The following is a 15199-nucleotide window of genomic DNA, read 5'->3' on the forward strand; positions in this document are numbered from 1 at the left end:
CATTATTGTACAGGTTTATGAGAAGGGGATTTTGCCATTTCTCCATCGCTAGCAGTTTTTACTGTTACTTGCGCATTACCATGAGCAAAAACAATGTTCAATGAATCGTAGGGACGTAATTTTTTGCCGTCGCTGACGATACGTGTATTCGCATCTCGCACAATACTGTAACCACGTTCCAGTGTGCGTTGCGGATCTAGTGCAGTCAGTGTTTGCTGATGGCGGGTGGTGTCTTGTTCAGCGATTAGATAACGTCGCTTGGCTGCTAGTAGCAAGCGGTGCGACAAATTATTTATTGTTGCTTTTTGTGAAGAAAAAGTGGGGAGATGCAATCTGGCGGCGGCGTTTTCAAACTGTCGCCGACAAGCCATCTCATATTGACCAGTTACGGTGGCAAACTGTATCACCGCCCGCTGATAAACAGTGTTTTTTGTCGCGACAAAAGCGTTGAGTTTATTCATTGTTATTGTTGTCCAATCTAATCGCTGACTGTGTTCGCTGATTTCTCGTTGAGTTTGTCGGTAAAAAGCGGCGACTACGGCACGCAAGCGCACCGACAATTCTGCACCATTTGGTACCGCCGCTACTGCTGCACCGGTGGGTGTTGATGCCCGTACATCGGCGGCAAAATCTGCTAGCGTTTCATCTGTTTCGTGACCGATGCCAGTAACAATCGGGATTGACGAATTAACAATTGCTGATACTACAAGCTCCTCGTTATACGCCCATAAATCTTCGATGCCACCACCACCGCGACAGACGATTAACACTTCGCATTCCACGCGTCGCCCTGCTGTATGAATAGCTGTGGCGATTTTTTGCGCCGCATCCGTTCCCTGTGCTGGTGCTGGGTAAATAATTACATTAATGGCAGGAAGGCGGTTGTGAAGCGTTTGCAATACATCATGCAAAGCAGCACCGGCAACAGACCCGACGATGCCAATGGTTTTTGGTAAAAAAGGAAGTGCTTGCTTTTGGGCGGTATCAAACCAGCCACGTGCTGCCCAATTTTTTTTTCGTTCCACAAACGCTTGATAGCGTTCTCCAGCTCCACCTGCCGGACGCATAAATCGCACCATGAGCTGAAAACGACCACGCGGTGTATAAATGCTCGGTTGTGCCATGACTTCCACCGCTTCGCCCTCATTCGGCGGTGTCCTTGACAGTGCGTTGTATCGTCCCGGCATCATGCAATCGACTTGTCCATCGGCGTCACGCAAAACAAAATACCAATGTCCGGAAGCGGCTTGGGTAAAATTAGCCACTTCTCCTGACACCCATAAGGCGGGTAACCGTTCTTCCACTGTTTGGCGGGCAATTAGCAAAAATTTGCTGATGGAAAGCGGTTTATTGTCGTTTTTTTCGAATAAATTCATGTTTTACGGAGAATGCGAGGCATAGTATTGCACAATTTTGATTTTTGTTGTATGAATAGGACAAAAAAAGGAGCCGTGCTTTTATCTTATTGATTTTGCTTGAGTTTATTCAATTGATTAATTGTGTTACAAAGACACGGGATGCCTAATAATAAGGCATTGCGGGTGCTTTTACACAGATTTTTACACAGAAATTGTGCAAATCTTATATCTCCTACAGATAGTTACGGATTAACAAGATATAGGCGTGGTTGCTGATTTAAATATGCACAATATGAAAGGTTATTCAAGTATTCAAAGGGGGTATGATGGAAAAAGATAGGTTAAAAACATAGGTAGAAGAAGCACTAAAAGAATTAGAAGGTAAAGGAAGTATCGTTCAAATTGCTAGGATGTTATGGAAAAAGCATGAACCTGAGCTACGAAAATCAGGTGATTTATTTTATACGTGGCAGTATGGCATGCGGTGGGCAGCAACTGAATTGAGAAAGCAGGAAATCATGGTTCTCGCTGATTCGTCAGAACGTGGAAAATGGGAGCTAACAGAAAAGCCCATTTCGGAGGAAGGATAACATCGCTCTGTTTTTCTACTTTTTATAGAGGCGATGTTAAAGACGAAACATAAAATAATTGACATTTTATCCACACCGCCGAGTTTTTGCGCCCAACACCGATAGTTTATGTTCCATTCGTTCGTAGCCGCGGTCCAAATGGTATACGCGGTCAATCAACGTTGTATCCTGTGCGGCGAGTCCCGCAATCACCAAAGAGGCAGACGCGCGTAAATCTGTCGCCATTAATGGCGCACCCTTCAAGATATCTACGCCTCGTACTATCGCCGTATTGCGTTTGAGTTCAATGTTGGCGCCCATACGGGTAAGTTCTGGTGCGTGCATAAAACGGTTTTCAAAAACATTTTCTACGATGATTGCGGTGCCGTCGGCAACACTGTTAACCGCCATCCATTGTGCTTGTAAATCGGTTGGAAATCCCGGATAAGGAGCCGTTTCGGCATCCGTCGCTTGTGGACGGGAGGACATGACAATGCGGATGTTGTTTGAGGAAGGTGCTAACGTTGCGCCCGCAGTTTCAAGTTTATTCAGCAAATTTTGTAAATGCTCGGCGTTTGCGCCGACAAGTTCTACATCGCCACCACAAGCTGCTGTCGCACACAAATAAGTTCCCGCTTCAATGCGATCTGAAACTACGGTGTGAGAGGCGCCGGACAATTTTTTCGTTCCACGAATGCGCAATAAATTGCTATTGAGTCCGGTAATGTTCGCTCCCATACTGTTGAGAAAAATCGCTAAATCGGTAATTTCTGGCTCGCGGGCGGCGTTTTCAATAATGGTTTCTCCATCTGCTAATGCCGCAGCCATCATTAGGTTTTCTGTGCCAGTGACGGTTGGCATTGGTAATACCAAGTGAGCACCACGTAATCGCTCGGCATTGGCAACGATATTGCCGTCCTTTACCTCAATGGTTGCACCCATGCGTGTCAACCCTTCTATATGTGCATTAACCGGGCGGGCGCCGATAGCGAATCCCCCCGGTAAAGATACGATTGCTTGACCAAAACGTGCGAGTAAGGGGCCTAACGCCAAAATAGACGCGCGCATGGTTTTTACCAAAGTGTAGGGCGCCTCATGTGTGTGTAATTTTGCGGCTTGGATTTTTAAGGAGCCGTCATTGGTTTCGCAATGCACCCCCATCGCGCGTAATACCGCCAATGCTGAATGAATATCACGCAGTTGTGGTACATTAGTTAGGTGACACGGTTCTTCTGTGAGTAAGCAGGCAAAGAGTGCTGGAAGGGCCGCATTTTTAGCACCACTGATATTGATTTTTCCGTGTAACGGTCGACCGCCGCAAATTTCTAGTTTATCCATTCCACTCGTCGGGAGTATGTGTTCGCATGGAAAGCGCATGAATCTGCGAGTGCATGCGTTCTCCCAGTGCTGCATATACTTTTTGGTGGCGGCTTACTCGATTAAGTCCCTCAAATTCCACGCTCACAATGAGCGCCTCAAAATGGCGCCCGTCGCCTCGTACTTCTAGGTGGACACAGGGTAAGTTGTCACTAACCCATTGCTGAACTTGTTGTGGTGTGGGATCCATATGTTTCTCCTTGTCAGGTTTTAATTTTATAGCCGGTGCGAACCAAATGCAGTGCCAGCCATGATACGGCGATGGTCAGCGTGACGGTGACCAATAGTGAGGTGGTTAGCGGAATATCGCCTTGGGCAAAAAATCCGCGTCTGAAACCGTCTATCATATACAAAAACGGATTAAATGATGACAGTCCGCGCCAAAAATCGGGTAATGATTGAATAGAATAAAAAACGCCGGATAAAAATGTGAGTGGCATGATGATGAAATTTTGAAACATTCCCAATTGGTCAAATTTTTCTGCCCACAGTCCAGCGATAATTCCCAGTGCTCCGGTCATTATTCCGCCCAGCACGGCAAACAGCAGCAATAAAAACGGTGAAGCGGGCGTTAGTGTCGGGACAAAGAAAATCCCTGTCGCGAGCACCCCCGCACCGATGAGTAAGCCACGAATCACGGAGGCACAGACATAAGCGTTAAAAAATGCTAAAGGAGAAATCGGTGGCAGCACAATAAGGAGCAAATTGCCGGTTACTTTAGACTGAATCAGTGACGAAGAACTATTGGCAAAGCTATTTTGCAATACTGACATCATCACTAGCCCGGGAATTAAGAATTCCACATATGACACACCTTCAAATACGTACACTTTTTCACTGAGAATGTGAGAAAACACCAGTAAATATAAAAATGTCGTCAACACTGGCGCCGCAATGGTCTGAAAGGCCACTCGCCAAAAGCGTACAATTTCTTTTTCTAGCAACCCGCGGAAGCCGTTCATCAGTGTGCCTTCATCATAGCTATAAAAACATCTTCTAAATCTGCGCGCGATACTTCCATATCGGTTATAGTGCCGCCGCTGTTGTGTACTGTATTGAGTAGCGCATTAATATGACTGCAATCGGGCAGGGAAAAAATGGCATAGTCGCCCTGCCGTTCGTGTGGCGGCAGAGTTTTCGGTACAGAGCCGGTAATCTTCAGTCGTACTCTGATATTTTCTTCAAAATTTGCCAGCAGGTGGGTAGTTTTATCTTGCGCCACTATCCGCCCATCGCGCATTAATGCTATTTCATCGCACAACTCTTCGGCCTCTTCCAGATAATGTGTGGTGAGGATAATGGTACGCCCGTCGGCGCGCAATTCGCGAATAAAATCCCACAATGTCAGACGCAGATTGATGTCTACCCCAGCGGTTGGTTCATCCAGCACAATAACCGGCGGGCTGTGTACCAGTGCTTGGGCAATCATGAGCCGTCGCTTCATACCGCCAGAAAGTCGTCGTGTATTGATTTTCGCTTTATCTTGTAAATGCAATTTTTCCAGTAAATAATCAACGTGCTTACCATTGTTGTGTAAGCCAAAGTATTTTGATTGAAAAATCAACGCCTCACGCACAGTAAAAAAAGGGTCATACAGTAACTCTTGCGGCACAATGCCAACTCGGCGTTTGTATTCTAAATTTTGCCCCATCACGTTGTGCCCTAATATAGAGGCATTACCCGAATCAGCCCGTACCAACCCGCCTAAAATGCCTATAAGGGTGGTTTTCCCGGCGCCATTGGGGCCGAGCAAACCAAAAAAAGAACCGTGTGGCACCGACAGCGATATTTTGTCTAGTGCTTGTAAATTCCCAAAGCGCTTGCTTACTCCTTCAATGCGAATAGCTTCAGTCATAGCGCTTTCCGTCATCTATCGTGTGCCATGGTTATCGTTACTACTTATTAGCATCTTGTCATAAATCACCCATGTTGTTTTAGTGGCAATGTTGTCATACAACGCTTGCGCTTGTGTATTATCTGCTGCCGTTGCCCAGCGTAACAAGGGGCAACCTTGTGCTTTTGCCTGTGCCGCCGCCGCATCAACAAGCTTTTTGCCGATGCTTTGACCACGGGCGTCAGGATGTACAAACAAATCATTTAGATAAGCTAACCGCCCGCCGACTAACGGTCGTAAATTAATGTGCCAGTGAGCAATGCCCAACAGGCGCGAATCGGTGTGTGCCCCCAGCCCATGTATCTGTCCCTGCAAAATCCACCGCCATACCGTATTCAATACTTCGTCTGACATCGGTTGTTGATAAAAATTGGCGTAAGCAGAAAACAACTTCCGCCATTCATGGGCGTGCCCGTCTGTCAGTGCCGTGACGGAAATATTGTCGTCCATCTTAACCGAGTAGGTTTTGCATCATACGCATCATGCCAGCGGGATTTTTGGCAAAGCGTTTCATTATTTTTCGTGTTTGTTCGTGTTGTGTGAGTAATTGATTGACAAGATTAACTGTCGCGCCGGAGCCGGCGGCAATGCGTCGCTTGCGTGAGGCTTTAATAATCTCGGGGGCAGCACGCTCGCCCGGCGTCATAGAATAAATGATAGCTTCCATATGTTTCATTTTGTCGCCGTCGGCTTCAACGCCACGTAGTTTGTCAGCAATCATACCGGGCATTTTGTCAACCATTGCGTCCACGCCGCCCATTTTCTTCATTTGCTGCATTTGTGCGAGCTGGTCATTCAAATCAAAATGGTCTGGTTTTTTAAGTTTTTTTCCTAATCGGCGGATGACTGACTGGTCGGTTTTTTCAGCCGCCTGTTCGGCCAACGACGCCAAATCACCCATACCTAAAATGCGTGAAGCAAAGCGGGCTGGATGAAAATCTTGTAAATCGTCGGGCTTTTCGCCTACGCCTACAAATTTAACCGGTGCACCGATAACTGCTCGCGCCGACAGCGCCGCACCGCCGCGAGCATCACCGTCAAATTTAGTCAGTACAATGCCGGTAAGTGGTAGTGTGTCGTGAAAGCGCCGTGCGGTGTTGACAGCGTCTTGTCCTTGCATGGAGTCAACAAAAAACAATGTTTCTGCTGGTTTGAGTGATTCTGCTAAGCGGCGAATTTCGTCCATCATGTCATCATCCAGCGTTGTTCTTCCCGCCGTGTCCATAAGTACCACATCGGTCAGTTGCCGGTGCGCGATGTTCATTAATTCTTTTCCGCGGGAGACAGCATCGCTCATATTGTCGCTTTCGGCATAATTGACACCGATGTCGGCGGACAAAATTTTCAGCTGAGCAAGCGCAGCCGGACGGCGAATGTCGGTGGATGCCAGCAACACTCGTTTTTTCTCACGTTCTTTCAAGCGTTTAGCAATTTTTGCTAGTGATGTAGTTTTTCCCACACCTTGTAGCCCGCACGCCAGCACTACTGCAGGGCTTTTTTTCAATCGTAATCCGGCGTGTGCGTCTCCCATGAGATGGGTGAGTTGACGGTATACAATGTCGGTAAATGCTCGTCCGGGATTGACGTTACGGTCTATTTGTACGCCAAGAGCATCTTCTTTGATTGAGTGTAGAAAATCACTGACAACAGGCAAGGCAACATCTGCTTCTAGCATGGCTAAGCGAATGTCTTTGAGTGCTTGTTCGATATTTTCTTCGGTTAGGCGCCCTTGTCCACGTACCTTTTTGATAATATCTGAGAAATTTTTTGTGAGCGCTTTAAGCATCTTTATGCAATTGAAATAAATGATTCTACTACATGTCATTACGGCAATTTGTTACGCAGTAGCGTTACGTCGTAGCATCTTTTTTTGGCTGGCGGCAGGACTGCATATTATCGGTATTGGTATTCATCAATGGCAAGCATTACGCTTTGATGTTGGCATGTCATTGTCGCTATTTATGCTTATCACGGCTCTTGTCGCGTGGCGACGCATTCGTCCGGCATCACGCGCCGTGCTTCTCGTATTGATGGCATTGTCTTCTTTAGCGCCGATGCTGTTTTATACGCCCAAAGCGCCATCGCTGGCGCCGGTTACGGTAGCGCATGTACTACTTGCCATGTTGGCTTATGCTTTTGCCGCTACCACCATGTTGCAATGGTTAGATTTGCGTCTTGCCGAACGCGCGCGCCGCCAACTATCGTCCGCTGGCACAGTGCCGTTACTCACGATGGAAAAAAACTGTTTTTGCACTCTCGCCCAGGCCTTTGCGTTGTTGTCATTAACCTTAGTGAGTGGGGTGGCTTTTGGCGATGGTTTCCCGCCCGCACACAAAACTTTGTTTGCCGTGCTGACGTGGGTCACGTTTGGCGGGTTGCTGGTGGGGAGACATTATCTGGGTTGGAGAGGGCGCACAGCGCAAATATGGCTTGCCACTGGCTTTATGTTTTTTGTGCTGAGTTATTTCGGTACTTATTTTGTGTTGCAAGTGTTATTGGAAAAAAGCTGATTTGTGAAAATTACCTTGGTGTAACGGAAAAAACATAACGGTAAATGTTGTACAATTTTCCTTGTCGGTGCGATATGCTGTAAATAATATTTTTGGCTATTCGGTTGCTGGCGGCATAGACAATTTTTTATCTAAAAAGGAGCATATTGTGTCCAAACGTCCAATACTTACTACTTCTGCTGGCATTCCGGTAAATGACAATCAAAACAGCCTTACTGCAGGCCCGCGGGGCCCGTTGCTGGTGCAAGATTGGCAATTATTTGAAAAGCACGCTCACTTTAATCGTGAACGTATTCCCGAGCGTATCGTCCACGCTAAAGGATCTGCCGCCTATGGCACGTTAACGATTGACAAAAACATGGCTGATTACACATGTGCATCTTTGTTTGGTAAAGCTGGCAACCGTGCTGATTGCTTGTTGCGTTTTTCTACCGTTGCTGGTGAGCGTGGTGCCGCTGATGCTGAGCGAGATGTACGCGGTTTTGCCCTCAAGGTGTACACCGATGAGGGAAATTGGGATATGGTGGGTAATAATACACCAGTATTTTTTGTGCGCGATCCGTACAAATTTCCCGACTTCATTCACACACAAAAACGTGATCCCAAGAATAATCTGCGTAATATGACGGCAGCGTGGGATTTTTGGTCATTGTCACCGGAAAGTCTGCACCAGGTGACGATCTTGTTTTCCGATCGCGGGTTACCCAAAAGTTACCGCCATGTTAACGGCTATGGTTCGCATACTTATAGTTTTTACAATGCTAAAGGCGAGCGTTTTTGGGTGAAATTTCATTTCAAAACTATGCAAGGTATTGCGCATTTGACTGACGAGGAAGCTACGGCGGTAGTAGGCGGTGACCGCGAAAGTCACCAGCGCGATTTGTTTAGTGCTATTGAGGCGGGAGATTTTCCTAAATGGAAATTTTGTGTGCAAATCATGCCTGAGGTGGATGCTGAAAAGACGCCATACAATCCTTTTGATTTAACTAAAGTGTGGCCGCACGGCGATTATCCGCTTATTGATGTTGGCGTGTTGGAGATTAATCGCAACCCAGAAAATTATTTTGCCGAAGTAGAACAGTCCAGTTTTTCGCCAGCAAACGTGGTGCCGGGTATTAGCCACAGCCCCGACAAAATGTTGCAATTTCGGATTTTTTCGTATGCCGATGCACACCGCTATCGTTTGGGTGTGAATTATGAAGACTTGCCGGTTAATCGTCCGCAATGTCCGGTACACACATATTACCGTGACGGCGCAATGCGATTTGACGGTAATAACGGTGGTGCGGTCAATTATGAGCCCAACAGTTTTGACGGTCCGGCAGAAGGTGATATACACCGAGAGCCACCGCTCACTATTAGCGGCGATGCTGCTCGCTATAATCACCGTGATGGCAATGATGATTACACCCAGCCCGGAAACTTATTTCGGTTAGTGACGTCGGAGCAACAAGAACGCTTGTGTGCTAACATCGCCCGATCTATGCAGGGCGTGCCGGAAGACATTGTGCAACGGCAAATTACCCATTTTGCTAAAGCTGATGCTGCATACGGTGAAGGAGTGAAGCAACAATTGTTGCGGCAGGCAGATTAGTATTATCTGTTTTTAGCTGTCAATAGCGGAGAGTATCGGGCGGGTGCGATATTTTACTATGTCTAAAAAAATCGCCGTTCTACGTTCGTTGCTGGTGGGGACGAGCCACGATATGAAGCGCTGCCTGATTGATAATGGAACTGATTTTTTTATGTTTCAATAACTATCTCGTTTTGCCCGTTTTTCTGCTAGCCAGATACCTAGTAGCACCAGTAGCAGTGCTATACCCTGAAACCAAAAAATCGGTTCGTCCAATAATAGCACCGCTAGCAACACCGCGAATACTGGCACTAAATTAATAAATACTCCTGCCCGTCCCGGCCCTAATATTTCAATTCCGCGAATATAAAACACGTGTGATAAAAAAGACGGAAACAGCGCAATCAATACGATTAGTCCCCAACCACGTGTCGTTGGCCACGGCACATCACTAAAAAATAATTCATAACACATGAGTGGCAGTGAGCTCAGTAACGCAGCTCCCGCTAATAGTGAAAAAAATAGCACGCTGCTCAATGGCGGGCGTTTTTTTAGAGCCACAGTATAGCCGGCATAAATAAAGCAGGCGATAAACATCATGAAGTCGCCGTTGTTAATATTTAGGCGAATAAGTGCCACTAAATCACCCTGTGATGCCAACAGTATTGCGCCGGCGGCGGTGAGCAGCACTCCAACACCTTGTAAAACGCCAAATCGTACGCCATAAAATACCAGCGAACCGAGCAGTACCCATACTGGGATAGTGCCTTGAATGATACCTAAATTAACTGCGCTGGTGCGGTGTGCAGCTTCATAAAATAAGGTATTAAATAACGTTAATCCCAGCGTGCCCATTAAAAAAATCCACAGTGCTCGTGGGCGAGCTTGGCGCCAAGCTTCAATCATGCGCCCACGTTGCCAGACGCATAAAATCATAAAAACGACAATCCAGCGTAGTGTGACAATCTGATACGGTGAAGCTTCACCGACGGCAAGACGCCCAGCAATGGTATTGCCACCAAAGAAAAATGCCGTCAGTGTGAGCAATATATATGGATTGTCATATAGCTGTCTTCTCCAGCGGTGCAATTGTGGCGACAAAATCATGCCACATTGTATACCGGCTGGACAAAACAGCCTTGCTTGACAGACTGGTACAAAATCAGCGGAGAATACTCTCAAATCAAGGTGGCGAATCGCGGTTGTTTTATATAGAGGGTTTCGTTTTATTCTGTAGGCTGGTTGTTGTGAGATGCGTATAATGACCGAAATATTATCCAATATAGAGGAAATTATGGCTTCCATCAAATTGCAAGGCAATCCTATTGAAACTGTCGGCAAACTTCCTACAGTCGGTGGTAAGGCGGTAAATTTTACGCTTGTTAAAAGTGATCTTTCAGAATCTAAATTATTCGACTACATCGGTAAAAACGTGATTCTCAATATTTTCCCCAGTATAGATACTTCGGTGTGTGCTACTTCGGTTAGGCGCTTCAACACTGAGGCAGATAAGCGAAAAAATACCGTTGTGCTGTGTGTCAGCGCCGACCTGCCGTTTGCTCATGATCGCTTTTGCTGTTCCGAAGGATTAGACAATGTGGTGCCGTTGTCCAGCTTTCGCCATCCTGAATTTGGTCATGATTATGGTGTGCTCATCGTTACCGGGCCGTTATGTGGGCTTATGTCACGAGCGATTGTAGTAGTTGCTCCTGACGGCATAGTCAGCCACGCCGAACAAGTTCCTGAAATTACACAAGAGCCTGATTATGATGCAGCGCTGGCGGCTTTAAAATAAAGCACGAACGCTGTTGCTTTTCCGGATGTCGGAGAGAGTAAGCGCACAGTCTGAAATTTTCATTCGGTTATCACAACCGTCAAGTACTGAGACGGCGGTATAATCCTGCCAATGATATTGGCATTTGCGATGGAAAACCTGCCATGGGTAGTTATGGCGTCTCTTGCTTCTTCTGGTTTGGCTTGGACTTTTGCTCGTGACAATGCTCAAACAGTGGATACTGGAGAAGCTGTACTGCTGGTTAATCGAGAAAAAGGAGTGGTGGTGGATTTGCGTTCGGCGGCCGATTTTGCCAAAGGGAAAATATCACAATCACGTAATATTCCCGCCGTCGAATTGAAAAAACGTACTGCTGATATTGAACGATACCGAGAAAGGCCCGTTATTTTGGTATGCCAGCAAGGTCCTGTTGCGCGCCGTCATGTACGCGATTTGACGGCACAAGGGTTTTCCCACGTAAAGGCATTGCAAGGTGGTATGGATGCTTGGTTAAGAGCACAATTGCCCGTTTTGGGTAAAAATAAAGAGGGATAATAAATGACCGAGAATAATGAAAAAAAAGAAGCCATATTTCGCCTGGAAAATATTTTAATTAAAAACATGTCGCTGGAAATGCCGGAAAACGTAGTGACGCCAACGTTTAATGCTACGCCTACAATAAAGCTGGAATTGCGTAATATATCGCGCCAACTCAGCCGTGACAATTATTATGAGGTGGTGCTGGAGACTACGACAAAAGTGCTTAGTGGTGAAAATGTACAGCTGCTCGTTGAAATCTCACAAGGTGGTATTTTTTATATTGAAAATGTTGAGGCCAAACAGCGAGAAAGGTTGCTCAACGTGCATGCCCCAGAAATGCTATATCCTTATATTAGTCAATTGTTGAGTGATTTGATGATGCGTGCTGGCGCGCCACGAATATTTTTGCCGCCGTTTAATTTTCGTGCTTTGCATCAGAAGAAATTGAAAGCGATGGAAGAGCAATTAAGTCAAGAAAAAGGCGAAAAAGGTACCGTTTCCTAATGCGTGCGCTGTTGTTGGTGGCAGCATTGGGTGTCTGTGCTCCCTTACTTGCTGACGGCTGGCAATTGCGTGGTCCTTCAGTGTTGTACGATGCTCCATCGCTAAAAGCACGGGCGCTTTTTATTTTGAGCGGGGGACACCCACTCAAAGAAGTTAGCCGAGTGGACGGTTGGCGCAAAGTGTTTACACATCACGGTAATACCGGTTGGGTGCTTGAGCGCCGCGTGGCACCGTTACGTAGTGCCGTTGTGACAGCATCACAAGCAGCGGTGCGAGCAGCACCAAACGCTAATTCACCGGTGGTGTTTTATGCTGCACGCGATGTAATGCTCGAAGTGCTGGGCGGCAAAAACGGCTGGCTGGAAGTTTTACACCCCGACGGCGAAACCGGTCACGTGGCGGCGGTCGACGTGTGGATAAATGACTGATTTTTACATCAATGGCGCTGTTTTCTCGAGTTCTCAATAAAACTCGCCAGCAGTTTGCCGATGCTGCCGACAACAATCATGATGATTTTGCCGCGCTAGAAGAGGGGCTAATTATGACCGACACAGGTGCTGGGTTAGCTGCGCGACTCATTCAAGAGGTGCGCGATAAAGATACTAGCAAACCACCTGCGGCCTTGCTGGCAGATGTAATGGCGGCACATCTTAGACGGCTGGAAGCGTCATTGACGTTGGATGGACGCAAGCCTTTTGTAATTATGGTGATGGGCATTAACGGCGGAGGTAAAACTACTACCATAGCTAAACTGTGTCGTTGGTTTGTCACGAGAAATAAAAAAGTATTGTTGGCCGCTGGAGACACATTTCGCGCCGCTGCTCGAGAGCAATTAGGTGAATGGGCGGAGCGGTTGGATGTGGAAATTATTACCGGAGTTGGGGATCCGTCGGCGGTGGCTTTTGATGCTGTGCGCGCAGGAACAGCGCGGCAATGTGATGTGGTGTTGGTGGATACGGCAGGGCGGTTGCCCTCACAAACGCATTTGATGGCGGAGTTGGCAAAAATACGGCGCGCCATTGGCAAATCCATGCCTGGCGCGCCGCATGAATTGTTACTGGTATTGGACTCTACCAACGGTCAAAATACACTGGCGCAAATTGAAGCTTTTCAGCAGGTAGCTGGAGTGACGGGATTAGTATTGACTAAATTGGATGGTTCAGCCAAAGGTGGGTTTTTGCTGGCATTGGCTGAAAAAATGCCTAAACCGGTGCGTTTTGTTGGAGTGGGAGAAGGTGCTGATGATTTGGAGATTTTTGATGCAGATGCCTATGCGCTGGCATTGTCGGGGATGAATTCACAGTATAGCACCTAACTAAAACGGTAATACGCTATCGTCAACGGTTTTGTTTCGCGCAATAAGTCGCTCTACAGTAAGTAATTTTTCATAGTACTTTTGCGCATCGGAAAAATTGCCTTGATTACGCAAAATGGCGATAACTTGCTCCCAAGGCGGGAGGTATGTTGGGTCAGTGGAAATAGACTGGCGATACTGTTCCAGTGCGTTGGGAAAATCACGTTTTTTACTGTGTAAGTCGCCCAAAGCGGTTAGCGTTTTGGCGCGTAGCCTTTTGGGTAAGTTGGCGTGCTCCAAGACAACACTAAAATATTGTTGGGCAATTTTAGGATTGCCGTTTTTGAGCGCTTGGCGACCAAAGTAAACGTTGGCTGTCGGGTTTTTAGAATCTAATTTTAGGAGGGATGAAAGTTTTTTTTCAGCTTCTTGGATATCGCCGCGTATTAGGTCAATGGTGTGCATTTTTTCGTAAGCATTAATATTTTTAGGGAGTAAGCGTAACACGTGCCGATAGGCATCGTATACCACCTCGTCATCCATGCCCAATTCATCAATAGTTTTGGCGTATTGCTGCCACCGATCGGGGTTATTCACGTAGTCGGGAAAGGACAATAATTTTTTGAGTGCGACGGCGGCGTCATTAAGCTGGCTGGGATGAGGATAGGCAAAAATGACGTCCACTAGTCTATTCCACATGTCAGGTGATTGACTCTTAATCTTCAGTGCTTTGCGGTAGGCGTTTTCGGCGAGGTCCCACTGCTCTTGTTCAACATACATGTCGCCCACATCGCTGATAATGTCGTAATCGCGCTGATAAGATAATTTCCAAGCCTTAGTAAGCGATTTTATAGCCTCCTCTTTTTGCCCGAGTGTTTTTTGCGCGATGCCTAAATAATGCCACGCCTTACCTTCTCCGGGATATTTTTTAATCCAATAAGTGGAGTGTGTAAGCAGATTTGGCCAGTCGCCTTTCTCAAGAAAAATTTTGGCGCGTTGTTCGTCACTGGCAATCGTACCTTGGCGCGAGACTTGAGCTGCGGAGTGCCCAGCAAAAATTAATACCAATAAAAAGGCGATTTTCTTCATATGGGCATTGTACTATGGCGTGTTTGTCATTCGTATTCTGATTCCAGTGTCTTTCCTGTTTTTTGATAATAAAAAATCTCTACTAAATTTTTGACGCGGTCGCCGATGCGCTCCAAATTATTTGCCACCAGTACCGCTTGCACTAGACTGTGTGCGTTTCCGTCACCTTGCTTATGGTTTTTTAAGGCATCGTGAATGAGCATTTTGAACAAATCATCAATGTCGTTGTCTCGCTGCCATACGGCAATGGCTGCCGGTATGTCGTCATCGGCACAGGATATCAAAAAATCGCCAAACTGTTGTTGTACGGCATCCATCATTTGTACTATCAATGGAAAAACCATGAGAGATTCGTCATGTTTGGCAAAATTGGTCACGCTGGAGGCAAAGTTTTTTAGGTAATCGCCGATGCGTTCGTATTCAATGGCAGTTTTGAAGGAGCTTACTACTTTACGCAAATCTTCAGCCATCGGCTGATAGCGTGCCAAAATGGCAATTGATTGCTCCACCGATTGTGCTTTCATTTGATTGAGTGCGGTATCTTTGTGCCGTACCGCTTTGGCGCGTTGTGAATCCATATTGACAAATGCTTCTTTACTATCTTGCATTTGTTGACGTAGAGCTTCTTCCATACTGTGCAGCAGGAAAGCCATTTTTGTCATTTCTTTATCGTATGCGGGGTTGATATGTGGCGTGTCAGTCATGTGATGGTCAATA

Annotated in this window: 17 protein-coding genes; 7 read left to right on the plus strand and 10 right to left on the minus strand. The window is 46.6% G+C overall.

Translation table 11 applies throughout. The features are described from left to right. Positions 1–2 precede the first annotated feature (2 nt). The 7 genes from xseA to ffh form a co-directional block, all read right to left on the minus strand. On the minus strand, positions 3–1376 hold the full coding sequence (gene xseA / locus NQX30_02945; GenBank protein MDM5147330.1) for an exodeoxyribonuclease VII large subunit: 1374 nt from the start codon (positions 1374–1376) through the stop codon (positions 3–5). 638 nt (positions 1377–2014) lie between these two features. Further along, the gene (murA, locus tag NQX30_02950; GenBank protein ID MDM5147331.1) at positions 2015–3265 is read right to left on the minus strand and encodes a UDP-N-acetylglucosamine 1-carboxyvinyltransferase; all 1251 of its coding nucleotides are present in this window, start codon (positions 3263–3265) and stop codon (positions 2015–2017) included. Further along, the gene (locus tag NQX30_02955; protein ID MDM5147332.1) at positions 3258–3494 is read right to left on the minus strand and encodes a BolA/IbaG family iron-sulfur metabolism protein; all 237 of its coding nucleotides are present in this window, start codon (positions 3492–3494) and stop codon (positions 3258–3260) included. The genes murA and NQX30_02955 overlap by 8 nt, the downstream gene beginning before the upstream one ends. Before the next feature lie 13 nt (positions 3495–3507). Then, complete coding sequence (locus tag NQX30_02960; GenBank protein ID MDM5147333.1) at positions 3508–4266, minus strand: ABC transporter permease; 759 nt, start codon at positions 4264–4266, stop codon at positions 3508–3510. Then, entirely contained in the window at positions 4266–5159 is an 894-nt protein-coding gene (locus NQX30_02965; GenBank protein MDM5147334.1) for an ABC transporter ATP-binding protein, read from the minus strand. Before NQX30_02965 ends, NQX30_02960 begins: the two co-directional genes overlap by 1 nt. Before the next feature lie 15 nt (positions 5160–5174). After that, complete coding sequence (locus NQX30_02970; protein ID MDM5147335.1) at positions 5175–5648, minus strand: GNAT family N-acetyltransferase; 474 nt, start codon at positions 5646–5648, stop codon at positions 5175–5177. Position 5649: 1 nt separating this feature from the next. Further along, positions 5650–6984 (minus strand): signal recognition particle protein, encoded by a 1335-nt coding sequence (gene ffh, locus NQX30_02975; protein ID MDM5147336.1) that lies wholly within the window; start codon positions 6982–6984, stop codon positions 5650–5652. A gap of 19 nt (positions 6985–7003) precedes the next feature. On the opposite strand from ffh, the gene ccsA reads away from it, so the two are divergent. Further along, positions 7004–7708 (plus strand): cytochrome c biogenesis protein CcsA, encoded by a 705-nt coding sequence (gene ccsA / locus NQX30_02980; protein ID MDM5147337.1) that lies wholly within the window; start codon positions 7004–7006, stop codon positions 7706–7708. A 148-nt stretch (positions 7709–7856) separates the two neighbouring features. Then, positions 7857–9302 (plus strand): catalase, encoded by a 1446-nt coding sequence (locus tag NQX30_02985; GenBank protein MDM5147338.1) that lies wholly within the window; start codon positions 7857–7859, stop codon positions 9300–9302. 156 nt (positions 9303–9458) lie between these two features. On the opposite strand, the gene NQX30_02990 is transcribed toward NQX30_02985, so the two are convergent. Beyond that, entirely contained in the window at positions 9459–10388 is a 930-nt protein-coding gene (locus NQX30_02990; protein MDM5147339.1) for a DMT family transporter, read from the minus strand. A gap of 187 nt (positions 10389–10575) precedes the next feature. On the opposite strand from NQX30_02990, the gene tpx reads away from it, so the two are divergent. From tpx to ftsY, 5 genes are all read left to right on the plus strand, one after another. Next, a complete protein-coding gene (gene tpx, locus NQX30_02995; protein ID MDM5147340.1) occupies positions 10576–11076 on the plus strand; it encodes a thiol peroxidase in 501 nt (166 codons plus the stop codon). Between the two features lie 111 nt (positions 11077–11187). Further along, the gene (locus NQX30_03000; GenBank protein MDM5147341.1) at positions 11188–11610 is read left to right on the plus strand and encodes a rhodanese-like domain-containing protein; all 423 of its coding nucleotides are present in this window, start codon (positions 11188–11190) and stop codon (positions 11608–11610) included. Positions 11611–11613: 3 nt separating this feature from the next. Next, a complete protein-coding gene (locus NQX30_03005) occupies positions 11614–12099 on the plus strand; it encodes a protein-export chaperone SecB (GenBank protein ID MDM5147342.1) in 486 nt (161 codons plus the stop codon). After that, on the plus strand, positions 12099–12527 hold the full coding sequence (locus NQX30_03010; protein ID MDM5147343.1) for an SH3 domain-containing protein: 429 nt from the start codon (positions 12099–12101) through the stop codon (positions 12525–12527). Before NQX30_03005 ends, NQX30_03010 begins: the two co-directional genes overlap by 1 nt. Positions 12528–12538: 11 nt before the next feature. Continuing rightward, positions 12539–13414 (plus strand): signal recognition particle-docking protein FtsY, encoded by an 876-nt coding sequence (gene ftsY / locus NQX30_03015; protein ID MDM5147344.1) that lies wholly within the window; start codon positions 12539–12541, stop codon positions 13412–13414. Here ftsY and NQX30_03020 read toward each other — a convergent pair whose 3' ends face one another. Both NQX30_03020 and phoU read right to left on the minus strand, forming a co-directional pair. Continuing rightward, complete coding sequence (locus NQX30_03020) at positions 13415–14482, minus strand: hypothetical protein (protein MDM5147345.1); 1068 nt, start codon at positions 14480–14482, stop codon at positions 13415–13417. Between the two features lie 26 nt (positions 14483–14508). Next, complete coding sequence (gene phoU / locus NQX30_03025) at positions 14509–15186, minus strand: phosphate signaling complex protein PhoU (GenBank protein ID MDM5147346.1); 678 nt, start codon at positions 15184–15186, stop codon at positions 14509–14511. Positions 15187–15199: the final 13 nt, after the last annotated feature.

Source organism: Candidatus Persebacteraceae bacterium Df01, from assembly GCA_030386295.1.
Taxonomy (GTDB): Bacteria; Pseudomonadota; Gammaproteobacteria; order Tethybacterales; family Persebacteraceae; genus Doriopsillibacter; species Doriopsillibacter californiensis.